At 47.9% G+C, this 14870-nt stretch carries 17 protein-coding genes; all 17 read left to right on the forward strand.

What is annotated here, in order from left to right; translation table 11 throughout:
• Window positions 1-95 precede the first annotated feature (95 nt).
• The 17 genes from rpsA to F3H97_RS03675 all read left to right on the forward strand — a co-directional run bounded on the left by rpsA (window position 96) and on the right by F3H97_RS03675 (window position 14842).
• A complete protein-coding gene (rpsA, locus tag F3H97_RS03595; RefSeq protein WP_015881460.1) occupies window positions 96-1244 on the forward strand; it encodes a 30S ribosomal protein S1 in 1149 nt (382 codons plus the stop codon).
• 137 nt (window positions 1245-1381) lie between these two features.
• Window positions 1382-2692 (forward strand): ribosome biogenesis GTPase Der, encoded by a 1311-nt coding sequence (gene der / locus F3H97_RS03600; RefSeq protein ID WP_015881461.1) that lies wholly within the window; start codon window positions 1382-1384, stop codon window positions 2690-2692.
• A gap of 17 nt (window positions 2693-2709) precedes the next feature.
• A complete protein-coding gene (locus F3H97_RS03605) occupies window positions 2710-3735 on the forward strand; it encodes an NAD(P)H-dependent glycerol-3-phosphate dehydrogenase (RefSeq protein ID WP_196430566.1) in 1026 nt (341 codons plus the stop codon).
• Window positions 3736-3831: 96 nt separating this feature from the next.
• Window positions 3832-4032, forward strand: a complete 201-nt coding sequence (locus tag F3H97_RS03610) for a DUF2768 domain-containing protein (RefSeq protein ID WP_015881463.1) — start codon at window positions 3832-3834, stop codon at window positions 4030-4032.
• 5 nt (window positions 4033-4037) lie between these two features.
• Window positions 4038-4748, forward strand: coding sequence for a hypothetical protein (locus F3H97_RS03615; protein ID WP_196430567.1), 711 nt, complete (start codon window positions 4038-4040; stop codon window positions 4746-4748).
• Window positions 4749-4857: 109 nt separating this feature from the next.
• Window positions 4858-5130 carry an HU family DNA-binding protein gene (locus tag F3H97_RS03620; protein WP_015881465.1) on the forward strand — a complete coding sequence of 91 codons (273 nt, stop codon included), beginning with the start codon at window positions 4858-4860 and terminating at the stop codon, window positions 5128-5130.
• 127 nt (window positions 5131-5257) lie between these two features.
• Window positions 5258-5830, forward strand: coding sequence for a heptaprenyl diphosphate synthase component 1 (locus F3H97_RS03625; RefSeq protein WP_196430568.1), 573 nt, complete (start codon window positions 5258-5260; stop codon window positions 5828-5830).
• A 20-nt stretch (window positions 5831-5850) separates the two neighbouring features.
• Window positions 5851-6552 carry a demethylmenaquinone methyltransferase gene (locus F3H97_RS03630; RefSeq protein WP_015881467.1) on the forward strand — a complete coding sequence of 234 codons (702 nt, stop codon included), beginning with the start codon at window positions 5851-5853 and terminating at the stop codon, window positions 6550-6552.
• A gap of 3 nt (window positions 6553-6555) precedes the next feature.
• Window positions 6556-7518 (forward strand): polyprenyl synthetase family protein, encoded by a 963-nt coding sequence (locus tag F3H97_RS03635; RefSeq protein WP_074037186.1) that lies wholly within the window; start codon window positions 6556-6558, stop codon window positions 7516-7518.
• Window positions 7519-7610: 92 nt separating this feature from the next.
• Window positions 7611-8030, forward strand: a complete 420-nt coding sequence (ndk, locus tag F3H97_RS03640; protein ID WP_015881469.1) for a nucleoside-diphosphate kinase — start codon at window positions 7611-7613, stop codon at window positions 8028-8030.
• Between the two features lie 101 nt (window positions 8031-8131).
• On the forward strand, window positions 8132-8911 hold the full coding sequence (locus tag F3H97_RS03645) for a CheR family methyltransferase (protein WP_196430569.1): 780 nt from the start codon (window positions 8132-8134) through the stop codon (window positions 8909-8911).
• Window positions 8912-8920: 9 nt separating this feature from the next.
• A complete protein-coding gene (gene aroC / locus F3H97_RS03650; protein WP_196430570.1) occupies window positions 8921-10084 on the forward strand; it encodes a chorismate synthase in 1164 nt (387 codons plus the stop codon).
• A complete protein-coding gene (locus F3H97_RS03655) occupies window positions 10078-11133 on the forward strand; it encodes a 3-dehydroquinate synthase (protein ID WP_196430571.1) in 1056 nt (351 codons plus the stop codon). The genes aroC and F3H97_RS03655 overlap by 7 nt, the downstream gene beginning before the upstream one ends.
• The gene (gene aroA / locus F3H97_RS03660) at window positions 11130-12380 is read left to right on the forward strand and encodes a 3-phosphoshikimate 1-carboxyvinyltransferase (RefSeq protein ID WP_196430572.1); all 1251 of its coding nucleotides are present in this window, start codon (window positions 11130-11132) and stop codon (window positions 12378-12380) included. Before F3H97_RS03655 ends, aroA begins: the two co-directional genes overlap by 4 nt.
• A gap of 29 nt (window positions 12381-12409) precedes the next feature.
• A complete protein-coding gene (locus tag F3H97_RS03665) occupies window positions 12410-13684 on the forward strand; it encodes a tetratricopeptide repeat protein (RefSeq protein ID WP_196430573.1) in 1275 nt (424 codons plus the stop codon).
• Between the two features lie 23 nt (window positions 13685-13707).
• Complete coding sequence (locus tag F3H97_RS03670; protein WP_159562132.1) at window positions 13708-14241, forward strand: ReoY family proteolytic degradation factor; 534 nt, start codon at window positions 13708-13710, stop codon at window positions 14239-14241.
• A gap of 160 nt (window positions 14242-14401) precedes the next feature.
• Complete coding sequence (locus F3H97_RS03675; protein WP_196430574.1) at window positions 14402-14842, forward strand: DUF2487 family protein; 441 nt, start codon at window positions 14402-14404, stop codon at window positions 14840-14842.
• The last annotated feature ends 28 nt before the right edge of the window (window positions 14843-14870 follow it).

Here is a 14870-nt window from a genome sequence, read left to right on the forward strand (position 1 = left end):
GCCTTGACAAATTCTCGGAATTATAAGAGATTTATACTAGGTGTAAGCGCCTTTGGCGCTCCTTTTTGTACTCATCGTGAGGGGGTAGTGTTGGAATGGTCGAAGAAATGAAAGATATGCCTGATTTTGAAATTAATCGTGGTCAAATTGTGACCGGAACAGTCGTCAAAATCGAGGATAAGCAAGCGCTGATCGATATCGGTTATAAAACCGAAGCGATTTTGCCAATTAGCGAAGTATCAAGCATGCATCTAGACGATTTAAACGAATCACTCCAAGTGAACGACGAGATTCGTGTCAAAGTGAAAAAGGTCACGGACGAAGAAGTAGTCGTTTCGAAAAAAGACGTCGATGCCGAAGCAGCATGGGATCGCATCGTTGAAAAATTCGAATCAGGTGAAGTGTTTGAAGTGATGGTGAAAGATAAGGTCAAAGGTGGTCTTGTCGTCGATATTGGAATCCGTGGATTTATCCCTGCATCCCTTGTCGAAAGTCACTTCGTCGAAGACTTCTCGTCATACTTGAATAACCCAATTACCGTAAAAGTCGTCGAGATTGACCGCGAAAAAAATCGCGTCATCTTGTCACATAAAGCAGTTGTTGAAGAAGAGATGAGCGCGAAGAAATCAGAAACGCTCGAATCGCTTGAAGTCGGACAAGTAATCGAAGGAACAGTCCAACGATTAACTGATTTTGGGGCGTTCGTCGATATCGGTGGCGTGGACGGTCTCGTTCACATCTCGGAAATGGCACATAGCCGCGTCGAGAAGCCGAGCGACGTCGTAACTGAAGGCGACCGCGTGAAAGTGAAAGTGCTCGGGCTCGACTTAGATAATGAAAAAGTGAAACTTTCCATTAAAGAGACACAACCTGGTCCGTGGGAAACCATCGAAGGAAAGATCCAGCCGGGAGATGTCATCGAAGGAACTGTCAAACGTCTCGTGACGTTCGGTGCGTTCGTCGAAGTCGCACCACAAGTGGAAGGTCTGCTTCACATCTCGCAAATTGCGAACCGTCACATCGCGACGCCGTCTGAAGTCTTGTCAGAAGGCCAAGAAGTGAAGGTGAAGGTGCTAGATGTTCATCTCGATGATAAGAAAATCTCATTGTCGATGCGTGCGCTCGAATCATCTGAACCGACTCGTCAAGATGATGATCAAGCGTTACTTGATGAATATAGCGACCAAGGAGGATTCTCTGTCTCGGAATTGACAGGTGATGATTCTTCGGACGACTCTAAATAAGATGATCGTTCAAGCGGGAGTCATACTCCCGCTTCTTTTTGTATGGTCACTTAATTTTGCCTGTGATATGATAGGTAAGTTGCGTTTCGAAATGATGAAATGATGAAATTTTGATAGAAAGTTAGTGAGGTGTTGTTATGGGAATTCCAGTAGTGGCCATCGTTGGCCGTCCGAATATCGGAAAATCCACAATTTTTAACCGTATCATCGGTGATCGTGTCTCGATCGTCGATGATAAACCGGGTGTCACACGTGACCGTATTTACGGAACAGGAGAGTGGCTCAACCGTAAGTTCCATTTAATCGATACAGGTGGGATTGAAGTAGGGGACGAGCCGTTGCTCGTTCAAATGCGTCATCAGGCGGAACTCGCAATCGATGAAGCGGACGTCATCATCTTCATGGTGAATGGACGTGAAGGGATCACGGCGGCTGATGAAGAGGTTGCGAACTTGTTGTTCCGTTCGAATAAACCAATCGTTCTTGCCGTCAACAAAGTCGATAACTTTGAAATGCGAGATCTCATGTATGAGTTTTATTCCCTCGGATTCGGAGATCCGTTCCCGATTTCGGGTACGCACGGGTTAGGACTCGGTGACTTGTTAGACCAAGTATTTGAACTCGCTCCAGAAAAAGACGAGTACGAATACAACGAAGACGTGATTCAGTTCTCATTGATCGGTCGCCCGAATGTAGGGAAATCAAGCTTGACGAACTCAATCCTCGGTGAAGAGCGTGTCATCGTTTCAAACATTGCGGGTACGACTCGCGATGCGATTGATACACCGTTCACACGTGACGGACAAGAGTACGTCATCATCGATACGGCAGGTATGCGTAAGCGCGGAAAAGTATATGAATCGACAGAACGCTATAGTGTCATGCGTGCACAAAAGGCGATTGAACGCTCGAACGTGGTTCTCGTCGTCCTCGACGGGGAAGAAGGAATCATCGAGCAAGACAAGCGTGTCGCAGGTCTCGCACATGAAGCCGGGAAGGCGATTGTCATCGTCGTCAATAAATGGGATGCCGTCGAAAAAGATGATAAGACGATGAAAAAGATGGAAGAGAAGATTCGTCAAGAATTCTTATTCCTCGACTATGCGCCGGTTGTCTTCTTATCAGCGCTCACGTCAAAACGCTTGCAGACATTGTTGCCTGTCATCAAACAAGTGGCCGAAACACATCGCCGTCGTATCTCGACGAGCGTATTGAACGATGTCATCGTCGATGCAGTCGCGATGAACCCGACACCGACGGATAAAGGACAACGATTGAAGATCAACTACGCAACTCAAGTGGCCATCGAGCCGCCGACGTTCGTCTTGTTTGTCAACGATCCTGAGTTGTTGCATTTTTCGTATAAACGTTATTTAGAGAATCAAATCCGTAAAGCATTTGACTTCACCGGGACACCGATTCACATCGTGGCTCGTCAGAAAAACTAATAACGGGGGTGCCACTTATGGCAAACGTAGCTGTCATCGGAGCGGGGAGCTGGGGAACGGCCATCTCGCTCGTGTTAGCGGATAATGGCCATGATGTCCTGCTCTATGGACGTGAACAAGAACATGTGGATGAAATCAATTCGTCACATACGAACTCGTTTTATTTGAAAGACGCGCCATTACCTGAATCAATTCGTGCGACGACGAACTTGAAAGAAGCGTTAGACGGTCGAAGTATCGTCTTTCTCGTCGTCCCGAGTTCGGCGATTCGTCCTGTCTCAAAGGAATTGAACACATTGTTGACGGAACCTGTCACCATCGTTCATGCCGCGAAGGGGATCGAACCAAAAACGCATAAGCGCCTTTCAGAAATCATCGCCGAAGAAATCGACCCTTCTAAGCGTCGGGCAATCGGTGTATTGACTGGACCAACTCATGCTGAAGAGGTTGCGGTCCGTAAACCGACGACCATCACAATCGCATGTGCCGACCTTGATGTCGCGGATGAAGTGCAGGAGCTCCTCACCAACGATCAGTTCCGCGTGTACTTGAATTCTGATGTCGTGGGAGCCGAGTACGGTGGAGCACTGAAAAATATCATCGCCCTAGCGGCGGGTATGACGGATGGGCTTGGTTATGGGGACAACGCGAAAGCTGCCCTCATGACTCGTGGGATTGTCGAAATTGCTCGACTTGGCGTGAAGCTTGGAGCGAACCCTGCCTCGTTCTCAGGATTGACAGGGATCGGAGACTTGATTGTGACGGCGACGTCACAACATAGCCGTAACTGGCGGGCTGGTAACGCCATCGGTCGTGGTGAAAAATTAGAAGACGTTCTCGGGAACATGGGAATGGTCGTCGAAGGCGTCCGTGCCTGTGAAGCAGCCCATTCCCTCGCCAAAGAAGCGGGTGTGGAGATGCCGATCACAGAGGCGCTCTATAACGTGTTATTTGAAGGGAAGAGTCCTCATGATGAAGTGAAAAAATTGATGAGACGCCCGCAAAAACACGAGATGGAACAAGTTTTCCATTTTGAAGAATAGACAGATTGAGAGAGGAGCTGACGTTTTCGTTCAGTTCCTCGCTTTTTTTTGCTAAACTTGAAGTCTGGAGAACATAGAGAAAGTAGGGGGATAGACGTGACACCGTCACTCATCAAAATGTGGATATCATTCGCAGGGATCGGAGCTTTCGCCATCGCTGCATTAATGGTCGCACTCAGTCATACGAAACTGAGCGGTTGGTTCGCCACGCTCGTCAGACTGATTGCTTTCATCATTTTCTTATTTGGGACTGTAATTATGATTTTTGTCGTCGTCTCAGGACCGACTGGAGGATAAACGTGATGAAAAAAAAGATTGTCGCTATCAGTCTGGTTTTGACGACACTGTTAGCAGGATGTATGTTTCCTGAATCAGAACGGGCCAACAATATCCCGTACGAAGATCAATTGAATACGGTACAAAGTGCGGTCAATGCCTATCGTGAGCAATCTGGGGTATTGCCAATCAAAACGAAACCAGCAGAAACGCCTCTCATGGAGCGTTACCCAGTTGAATTCGCTCGTCTCGTGCCTGGCTATTTAGCGGACCCACCGGCGAATAGTTTCGAAGGTGGCGGGTTGTTCCAATATATCCTCGTCGATGTCGAGACGGAACCGACCGTGAAGCTGATCGACTTGCGTGTGTCTGAGCGGTTGCAACAACTTCAAACGAACATCAACGCATTTCGGGCAAAAGAAGGCAAGTTCCCATTTGACGGATCATTAGGTAAGAATCAGTTCACGCTCGATTATGATAAAATCTTTGTCACAGAAGAGCCGTTCATTCCAAGTCCTTATTCGGATCGTGAACTTCCGATCTATGTGGATGGCACGGGACAACTGTTTGTAGACTATCGAGAAGATGTGAAGGAAGCGCTTCAAAAGACGGATGAGTCACCTGAAATTGGCGAAGACATTCGTTATTTGCTCTATAAAGATGCTCCATTCGCCCCAGCTTATTCGCAAGGATACACAATTGATGAACGAGGAGAAGTCGTTTTTTTAAACAACTGAACCTGTTTTGATAGTGAATGTCGCGAAATCATGCAAAAAATGTTGTCATATCAACGTTTGTACGATATGATTAATCCCGTAAACTCCCTGTGAGAGGAGGTGAATCGTGATGAACAAAACTGAATTGATCCAAGCTGTTACTGAGAAAGCCGATGTTTCTAAAAAAGAAGCAACGAAAATCGTAGAAGCTACGTTTGAATCAATCACTGAAGCACTCCAAAACGGTGAGAAAATTCAATTGATCGGTTTTGGTACTTTTGAAGTTCGTGAGCGTGCTGCCCGTAAAGGTCGTAACCCACGTACAAAAGAAGATATCGAAATCCCAGCGAGCAAAGTTCCTGCATTCAAAGCAGGTAAAGCGCTCAAAGATGCGGTCAAGTAATCTGCAATACATAAGTCGCCGAAAGGCGGCTTTTTTTTGTTGGGTTTACGAGTTCGAATGACGTGAATGTGACAAAAATGTGCTATACTATGTCAGAATGACAATGAAGTGGACGAGGGGGGATAGCATGGAACAGTTGACAAATGAATTCGTTGTCACAGACCTTGCTCGTCAAATCGAAACACGTATGAATCATCCCTATTTGACGAAACACGAGGTTGTACCAGCCGTCGACATGTTATTGCTTCGTTGGATGGTCGAGATGATTGATTTGGAATCGATTGAGCATCGACAACTCGTGATGGCAACCTATTTCGCACATCAAGCGCTTGATTTACACGACCAAGTAAACAGCAGCCCGAACGGATCTTTGGCACGCCAATTAAAAGTGCTCGCCGGGGACTTTGCATCGGCTCAGTTTTATAAAATCTTGACGGAATTTCCATCATCATACAGTGATCGATTCGGTCAGTCTGTACAGCGGGTCAATGCGGCGAAGTGCACCTTATTGCTTGAGAAGAACGTTTCAATGAACGTTTGGCTCGAAGCGAACGTCGGATTGATTCAAACACTTTCCGAACTGATTGAACAACCTTATTTGACAACGAGCGGGAAACGAATGATTGAAAAGAAAGCGACAGCGCTTAGACAAGACCAAAAGGAGCAACTTACGACGTTGCTCGCGCATGCGGTCGCTTAGAACGGAAAGGATGTTACGCGTTGCAACCGATAGAAAAAGAGCAAAAAGTATACGAAGTATTTCAGTCCATTTCTCCGAGCTACGATACGATGAACTCGATTATCAGCTTCCGACTTCATAAATGGTGGCGACGGACAACGATGAAAAAAATGAACGTCTTTCCGGGGGCTAAATGTTTAGACGTTTGTTGCGGGACTGCTGACTGGACGATTCAATTGGCGGATGCTGCCGGAAACACGGGAGTTGTGAAAGGACTCGATTTTTCAGAGAACATGCTAAAAGTGGGAGAAGAAAAGGTCAAATCTTGGCCGAACATCGAATTGCTTCATGGAAATGCGATGGCTCTTCCGTTTGGTGACAACTCCTTTGACTATGTCACAATCGGATTTGGACTCCGAAACGTTCCGGACTATATGACGGTCTTGCGTGAAATGCACCGTGTCTTGAAACCAGGTGGAACGGTTGTTTGTCTCGAGACGAGCCAACCGACAGCACCGCTTTTTAAAGAGTTGTACCGTTTTTACTTTGGAACGGTCATGCCGCTTTTTGGAAAGGTCTTTGCCGGTTCATACGATCAGTATAAGTGGTTGCAGGAGTCGACCGATCAGTTCCCAGATCGTTTGACTCTCAAGCGGATGTTCGAAGATGCCGGGTTTGAACAAGTCGAAGTGAAGACATTCTCCGGAGGTGCATGTGCCATGCATCTAGGAAAGAAGTGGTGAACCATGTCTTTGAAGCGACTTTATCGTCATATGAACCGAGAGATTGATCAAATCGATCAATTCTTATCTACTCGAGTCAGGACGGACCACCCTGTCATTGAATCGGCATCGCGCCAATTACTCGATGCCGGTGGCAAGCGCATCCGACCCGCCTTCGTCTTACTGAGCGCCGGGTTTGGTGAGACGAAAGATATCCGTTTGACGAAAGTTGCCTCAAGTCTTGAGTTGATTCATATGGCATCACTCGTCCATGACGATGTCATCGATGACGCGATGCTCCGTCGTGGCAAACCAACCGTGATGGAACGATATGATGAAACAGTAGCGATGTATACAGGGAATACGTTATTCGGAGAAGCGATTCGTCTCGTATCCGAAATTGATTCACCAGAAGTGATGCGCATCATGGCAGATACGATGGAACGAATCTGTGTCGGTGAAATCAATCAAATCCAAGATCAATTTGAGTGGGGGCAATCACCGAAGCGCTATTTAGATCGGATTGCGCGAAAGACCGCTCTGTTGATTGAAACGAGTTGTGCGGCAGGAGCTGTCATCTCTGGAGCGTCTCCACAAATCGTGAGGCAACTAAGTCTGTTTGGATATGACATCGGTATGGCTTTTCAAATGACGGATGACTTGCTTGATTTTACCGCTAAGAGTTTTCAGCTCGGTAAACCGGTCGGGGAAGATTTGAAGCACGGTCATAAAACGTTACCGCTCCTATATTCATCTGAGGATTCCGACTTTTATGAACGCCTCCGTCAAGTGAACGCCTCGACGGATACGGAAGTGACGAAATCTCTCGTCCGGGAAGTGCAACGAAACGGAACGTTAGAACGCAGTCAACGGACGATTGATCGTTACGTCAACCGTGCCATCCGCCGACTAGACGGGTTGCCGGATGTTCCAGACAAGCGGTCGTTAATTGAAATTGCGCAATATATTGGGAAACGCAAATGGTAAATGCCCCATGTAACCCCTTTCAAAAATGTGTTGGACCGTGTACACTAAATACGTACAACGTACACATTTATAGACTTAGGGGGATTTGGGGAATGGAAAAGACATTTTTAATGGTTAAACCTGATGGGGTAAAACGTGGATTGATTGGGGAAATCATCTCACGCTTCGAAAACAAAGGATATACGTTGAACCGTCTCGAAATGGTGACACCGTCAGTTGAGGTCGCAGAGGCACACTACGCAGAGCATAAAGAAAAGCCGTTCTTTGGTGAATTGGTCGAGTTTTTGACTTCTGGTCCTGTCGTTGCGATGGAATGGGAAGGGGAAGACATCGTGGCCGTCTCTCGTTTAATGATCGGGAAGACGAAACCGGTGGATGCTCAACCAGGAACAATTCGCGGTGATTTTGCATCGACGATGTCACAAAACGTTATTCATGGTTCTGATAGTGTGGATAGCGCGGAACGTGAACTCTCACTTTGGTTCGCTGAAGTGGCTTCACACGTTTCATGACTTTTCGAGGGACGGGGAAACCTGTCCCTTTTTGATTCCCTTTGAATCGCCTGAGGTCACAAGAATGCGGAAATGAGAAAGAATTGAGGTTGAAATTGGTGATGAATGATTATGCCATCTTTGTAAAAAAGTTTTATATCAAGTCTGGTATTGACTTGAACTTATATAAAGAGGCGCAGATGAAGCGCCGTATGGTCGCACTACGCGAAAAGAAGGGGTATGCATCGTTTTTAGAGTATTTGAAGGCGATGGATACAGATCGTCAACTTTATGAAGAGTTTCTCGACCGAATGACAATCAATGTGAGTGAATTTTATCGCAACCCGATTCGTTGGCAACAGCTTGAAGAGGATATCCTCCCGCATCTGATTCGCTCGAGTCAAGGGAAGCTTCGCGTATGGAGTGCTGCCTGTTCAACCGGAGAAGAGCCATACTCACTTGCCATGTTGTTGTCGAAACATCTTGCCCCATCTCAATTTTCAATTATGGCTACGGACTTAGATGATGTCGTCATCGAAAAAGCGAAGCAAGGAAAGTACCATGAACGGGCGCTCATCGATTTGCCGGAGGAGTTTCAGAAGCGCTACTTTACCCGTCGTGGCGACGACTATTATATTTCAGATGAAATCAAGCAACTGGTGACGTTTAAAAAGCATAACTTGTTAGCGGATGTGTACGAACGCAATTTTGATTTGATCGTCTGTCGAAATGTCTTGATTTACTTCACTGAAGAGGCGAAAGAGAAGGTATATACGTCGTTCCAGCGGGCGTTACGTCCAGGTGGGATACTATTTGTCGGTGGGACGGAACAAATTTTCCAACCGAAACGTTACGGCTATGCAATGAAGCAAAGTTTCTTTTATGAAAAAATGGATGGATGAGGTGATCGGATGCGTTATTTGACAGCTGGTGAATCACATGGTCCCGGTCTGACGGTCATCATTGAAGGGGCCCCGGCCGGACTCTCTGTAGATATTTCTCAAATCAATGCAGAGTTAAAAAAACGTCAATCGGGTTACGGTAGAGGGCGCCGCATGCAAATCGAGTCTGACCAGGTAGAAGTTCGCTCGGGCATACGGCATGGCGTGACCACAGGTGCACCCATCACATTTTGGATTGAGAATAAAGACCATACGCATTGGAAACACGTCATGCAGGCTGAACCGATTGAGAGCGATATCGAAGTGAAACGCCGCGTCTCTCGACCGAGACCTGGACATGCTGACCTGGTCGGTGGGATGAAATACGACCATCGAGACTTACGTGACGTATTGGAGCGCTCAAGCGCACGAGAAACAGCGGCTCGTGTAGCGGTCGGGGCTTTCTGTAAGCAACTCCTTCAACAAGTCGGGGTATCCCTCTTTAGTTATGTCAAAGTGATTGGTGGGGAACGGGCGGAGTCGTGCACATTTGATTCGCTTCAAGAAGCACAAGCGGTCGTTGATGCCTCACCGGTACGTACGTTAGATGAAGAGGCCGCGTTGCGGATGATGCGTCGAATCGATGAGGCAAAGGCAAATGGAGACTCGATTGGTGGAATCGTGTGTACAGAAGTACATGGTGTTGTACCGGGACTTGGCTCGTATGTGCAGTACGACCGTAAACTGGATGCGAAAATCGCACAAGCGGTCATGAGTATTAACGCATTTAAAGGTGTTGAATTCGGTGAAGGGTTTGAAATGGCGTATCGTCCGGGTTCTGAAGTGATGGACCCGATCGCATACGGGGATGATGGGTATACGCGACTCAGTAACCATCTCGGTGGATTTGAGGGGGGCATGACTACGGGGATGCCAATCCTTTGTTCAGCCGTCATGAAACCCATTCCTACGCTCTATAAACCCTTACAATCGGTCGATATCGATACGAAAGAGGCATTTTTAGCTCAAATCGAGCGGAGTGACTCGTGCGCTGTGCCTGCCGCTTCCCTCGTCGTTGAGGCAGTCATCGCATTTGAAGTCGCGAAGGAAGTTTGTGAGACGTTCGGGCACGACACGATGGAACGAATCAAACATCGGGTCGATGAGTATCGGGAGGAGTTGCGAGTATGGTAACGATTTCAATCTCAGCATCGACCCCATACGAAGTCGTCTTGGACAATCAGGATTGTTGGATCGATTCAGTTGATTGGTCTAGTTATTCGATGCTATGGGTCGTTACGGATAAACATGTCGAGTCTCTTTACGGAGAGTCGTTCCGTTCTACATTGAATCTGACCCATTCCCACGTCGTCTCGTCCGTCGTCGAAGCAGGTGATGCGTCGAAATCGCTATCTCAGCTCGAGCAGCTTGTCGCAGAAGGGTTGCGCCACGGATGTGACCGCCAAACACTGATTGTCGCCTTTGGTGGTGGAATGATCGGCGACTTGGCTGGTTTTCTAGCAAGTGTCTACATGCGAGGCGTTCCATACATACAAGTGCCAACGACGATTTTGGCTCACGATTCGGCTGTCGGAGGCAAAGTGGCAGTCAATCACCCCTTTGCGAAAAATGCAATCGGTTCATTCTATCAACCGTTAGGCGTCTATTACAACGTCAGTCGACTGAATACCTTGCCCGTCCAGGAAGTGCGAAGCGGTCTCGGTGAGTTATTGAAACATGCGTACTTATCACGTTACGTCCTCGAATCTTCTTTCGAGGACGACTTGTTTTTAGACTTGAACGAGAATGAGCGATTGGATTGGGTGTCGTGGCTTGCCCGTGGGATTCGAGTGAAACAAACTATTGTCGAGACGGACGAGCGAGAACAAGGCATTCGTGCTTGGCTCAACTTCGGGCATACGTTCGGTCATGCCCTTGAATCGGTGGAAGCCTATCGTATCCCACATGGGGAAGCGGTTTTACACGGGATGGTGTTCGCTTTCCTCGTGTCAGGAGATGAAGTTCGAGCGAAGCGATTGTTCGATTGGATGCGTTCGAACGACGTCACGCCAATCGATTGGCAACCATTCGACCACTACGTGGAAAAAATGATGCTGGATAAAAAGAACCGTCATGGTGTAATTCGTTTTGTGTTACTTCGTGAAACGATCACTGTGGAGTCGGTACAGCTCGAACATCTTCGACATACGTTTGAACAGATGAAAGGATGGTGGGAACGATGAGTTTAAACGGTTCTATCCGTGTACCGAGTGATAAATCCATCACACATCGGGCACTGTTATTCGGGATGATGGCGAACGGGACGACGCACGTGCGAAATCCACTCCTCGGTGCCGATTGTCGTTCGACGCTCGAGGTGATTCGATCACTTGGAGCCGACGTGACAGAACTGCAAGACGAACTAGTTATTAAGGGGACTGCGTCTCCGCGCTCGGCACGTCTAGACTGTGGAAATTCAGGTACGACGATGCGCCTACTGATCGGTGTCTTGTCCAGCTATAACGGGTCGTTTGAACTCGTAGGCGATGAATCATTATCCCGGCGTCCGATGCGACGCGTTACAGAGCCTTTACGAAACATGGGCGCACACGTGACAGGGGATATGGCACCCCTCGTCATCGAAGGAACGACGCTTCGATCCATTGACTATACGTTACCGGTCGCAAGCGCCCAAGTAAAGTCGGCCGTCCTGCTCGCGGGCTTACATGCCTCGGGTACAACGATTGTTCGAGAACCGATGTTGTCACGTGACCATACCGAGCGCATGTTGCCCCTGTTTGGTGCGAAGCTATCGATTGTAAACGAGGAAGGGTTACGCGTCATCCGTGTCGAACCCTCGTCATTGACAGGATGTACGGTCGACGTACCGGCAGACCCGTCATCGGCTGCGTTTTTCTGGGCAGGGGCGGCCATGGTGGCAGATAGTTCAGTTACGACGAAGGACGTCTGTTTGAATGAGACACGGATTGGATTTTTACGTACGCTTGAACGGATGGGTGCGAATGTCGTCATTTCGAACGAACGATTGGTCGGTGAAGAACGAGTCGGAGACGTCACGGTCACGACGAGTGAGCTAACCGGCACAGTCGTCGAAAAGGATTTAATTCCTTCACAGATTGATGAATTACCACTGTTCGCACTCGTCGCCTCTCAAGCGAATTCACCGTCCATCGTGAAAGACGCAGCGGAACTGCGCGTGAAAGAAACTGACCGGATTGACGTGGTCGTCTCGGAACTACGGAAGTTAGGTGTGGACATTGTCGGCACTGAGGACGGATTCATCGTCAATCCGAGTCGCCTTCATGGAGGAGATGTCTCGACTTACGGAGACCATCGCTTGTCCATGATGTTACAGATTGCGTCACTCATGACCGATGAAGCCGTTCACATCGAGGGGATCGAGGCATCCGATGTCAGTTATCCTCGATTCCGTGAGGATTTACAACGGGTTCAACGTAAGATAGAATAACGACAAACCGAAGCCCAGGAGGACGAACCATGCTAGATGAATCAGCTTTAACACATATAATCGAGATGCTTGAGTCAGGTGAGACGGAACATGCACTCATGCATCTAGAAGAACTTGAGAAGGAAGGGTCGGATGATGACCGTTTAGCTATCGCCGACCTCTATTTAGAGTTAGGTCTTGCCGACCGGGCGACAGCCGTTCTCTCAAAACTATACGTCGACTATGAGGGAGACCCGAATGTCGCCCTATCGCTGGCGGAAGCATACTTGGATAGTGACCGTGAAGAGGAAGCGATTGCCGTGCTTGAAAAAATCAAATCGGATGACGCAGATACGCAAGTGAGGAGCCTCGTCCTCCTTGCTGATCTGTATCAATCGCAAGGATTGGATGAAGTGGCAGTGAAGAAACTGATGGAGGCGCTCGAGAAGAATCCGGATGAACCTTTACTCATCTATGGATTGGCTGAATTGTATGCTTCTACCGGTTCATTTGAACAAGCCATTCCACTCTATGCGCGACTTCCGAAGATGAAGTTGCCGGCTGAAATCGACTATCAAGCGGATTACGCGGAGGCCCTCACGATGGTCGGATCGTTTGAAGAGGCGCTCGAAGAATATGAGCGGGCCACACATCGCGATTTGAACACCGTCTTCGGTCATGCGATGACGGCTCATCGGATCGGACGTGAGGAAGTGGCGATCAAGCAGTTCAAAGAGCTTCAGGCGATGGACCCAGACTTCACGTCGCTCTACTTGCCCTATACCGAGGCACTCGATGCAATCGGGCAAACAGAAGAGGCCATTGAGATCGTCGATCAAGGTATCACGCGCGACGATTATAATGATGAACTACGCCACGTCAAAGCAAGACTGCTTCTCAAACTCGGAAATCGGGACGGTGCCATTAAAGAACTTCGTGAGGCGCTCGTGTTAAATCCAGAGTCGTTACAAGCGACCGAATTGCTCTTATCGATTTTATTTGAAGCAGGAGAATTCGATGATGTTCTCGAAACCATCGATGCACTCGAAGATCATGCGACGTCGCCGCTCATGACATGGTATAAGGCGAAGGCGAAATATGAGCTCGAAACGTACGACGAAGCGGTCAGTCTGTATGCCTCAATTGAACCGATGATGAAAGAGGACGTGTCATTTGTGACGGAATGGGCTACACTGTTGATAGAGGAAGGTCGTAGACAAGATGCGCGACGTGTGGTCGAGCAATCGCTTGCATTGGTGGTCGACCTCGATGATCGCCAAGCGCTCGAAGAACAGCTCGAACAATTGTCTGATGACGTAGAATGAATAAGGGAAGGGAATGAGGTCAGATGGTCGAGCGGAAACGTAATTTTTTGAAGCGATTCGTCGCTCATCATACGCTTCGGAAACGTGAAGCAAAGTGGATTCTTGACTATTGGTTAAGACATCCTGAAAAGCTTGGCAACGTTCATTTCGTGACAAACGCTTCGGTCTCACCACGTAGTCTCGTGATGACAGCGTACGGGTTTGACGGTGAACCGTTTCGATACCGACGGGGAGACCTTGTGACCATGAATCCTGAGAAGGCTTATCATGACATCCGTCTACACGATGGGCCAATCTATGTAGAGTTAAATTTTCAAGGCATGATGATCGATGAGAACTGGGTCGACATCGTCGAACAGAATCCGTTTGAACCGGTGGCAGAAGTGAGAGATGAAGTCTCGTCTTCTGCTCAAACGATCATTCAAGCATCGGTTGCTCAATTTGAAGAAGAACGATTGCTGATTGAAATCGATAAGGCGCTCGATCGACGGGACGAAAATTTATTTCGTAATCTGACGACTCAACTTCATCAAGTGCGATCATCTAAATTATTTTGAAAAAAACAAGCGCTTCCGTTCCGGTAGGCGCTTGTTTTTTGGTATATTAATTACGTAGGAATACACAATTATTTCACAGTTCGTTCATAACTTTGAAAGGTGAGCGAAGTCATGTACGCTACAATAGACATGATGAGATATGAAGGAGAGGAGGGAAAAGATGAGGTTCGATAGTCAAGGGGCACTCCGCTCGATTGCCGAACGACAATACGTCGATACGCTCATCGTTCCGCTCGCAGAATTGGCGTTTGGTGAGGATATGGTTCGCAAAGCCGAAAGCTATGAAGTGATTCATGCCGTCACGACCGAGACAGAACGTCAATTATCTGGTCGAACGATGCTCAGCCCGACCATCAGTTACACCGATGTGGAAGCTGGTGTGAAATTGGCGCAGGATGTGGTGGCGAAAGCAAATTCATCTGGATTTTCTTACGTATTGTTTATCGCGTCAGACGTCCGTTTCAAAGCATTTGATTTGCCGGTTTTGTTCGTACCACCGCTCGCGCTTGGATCGATGTCAAGCGATCAAGCGCACACGATGGTCCAGAATTTTGCGACACAAGTCATCACGGAACTTTCGAGCCGTTGGATGGCGACATGAAGCGGTTGACGTAGAGGTTTTATTGATA

Origin of the sequence: Exiguobacterium sp. SRB7LM, from assembly GCF_015712685.1 — a bacterium.
Lineage (GTDB): Bacteria > Bacillota > Bacilli > Exiguobacteriales > Exiguobacteriaceae > Exiguobacterium > Exiguobacterium profundum.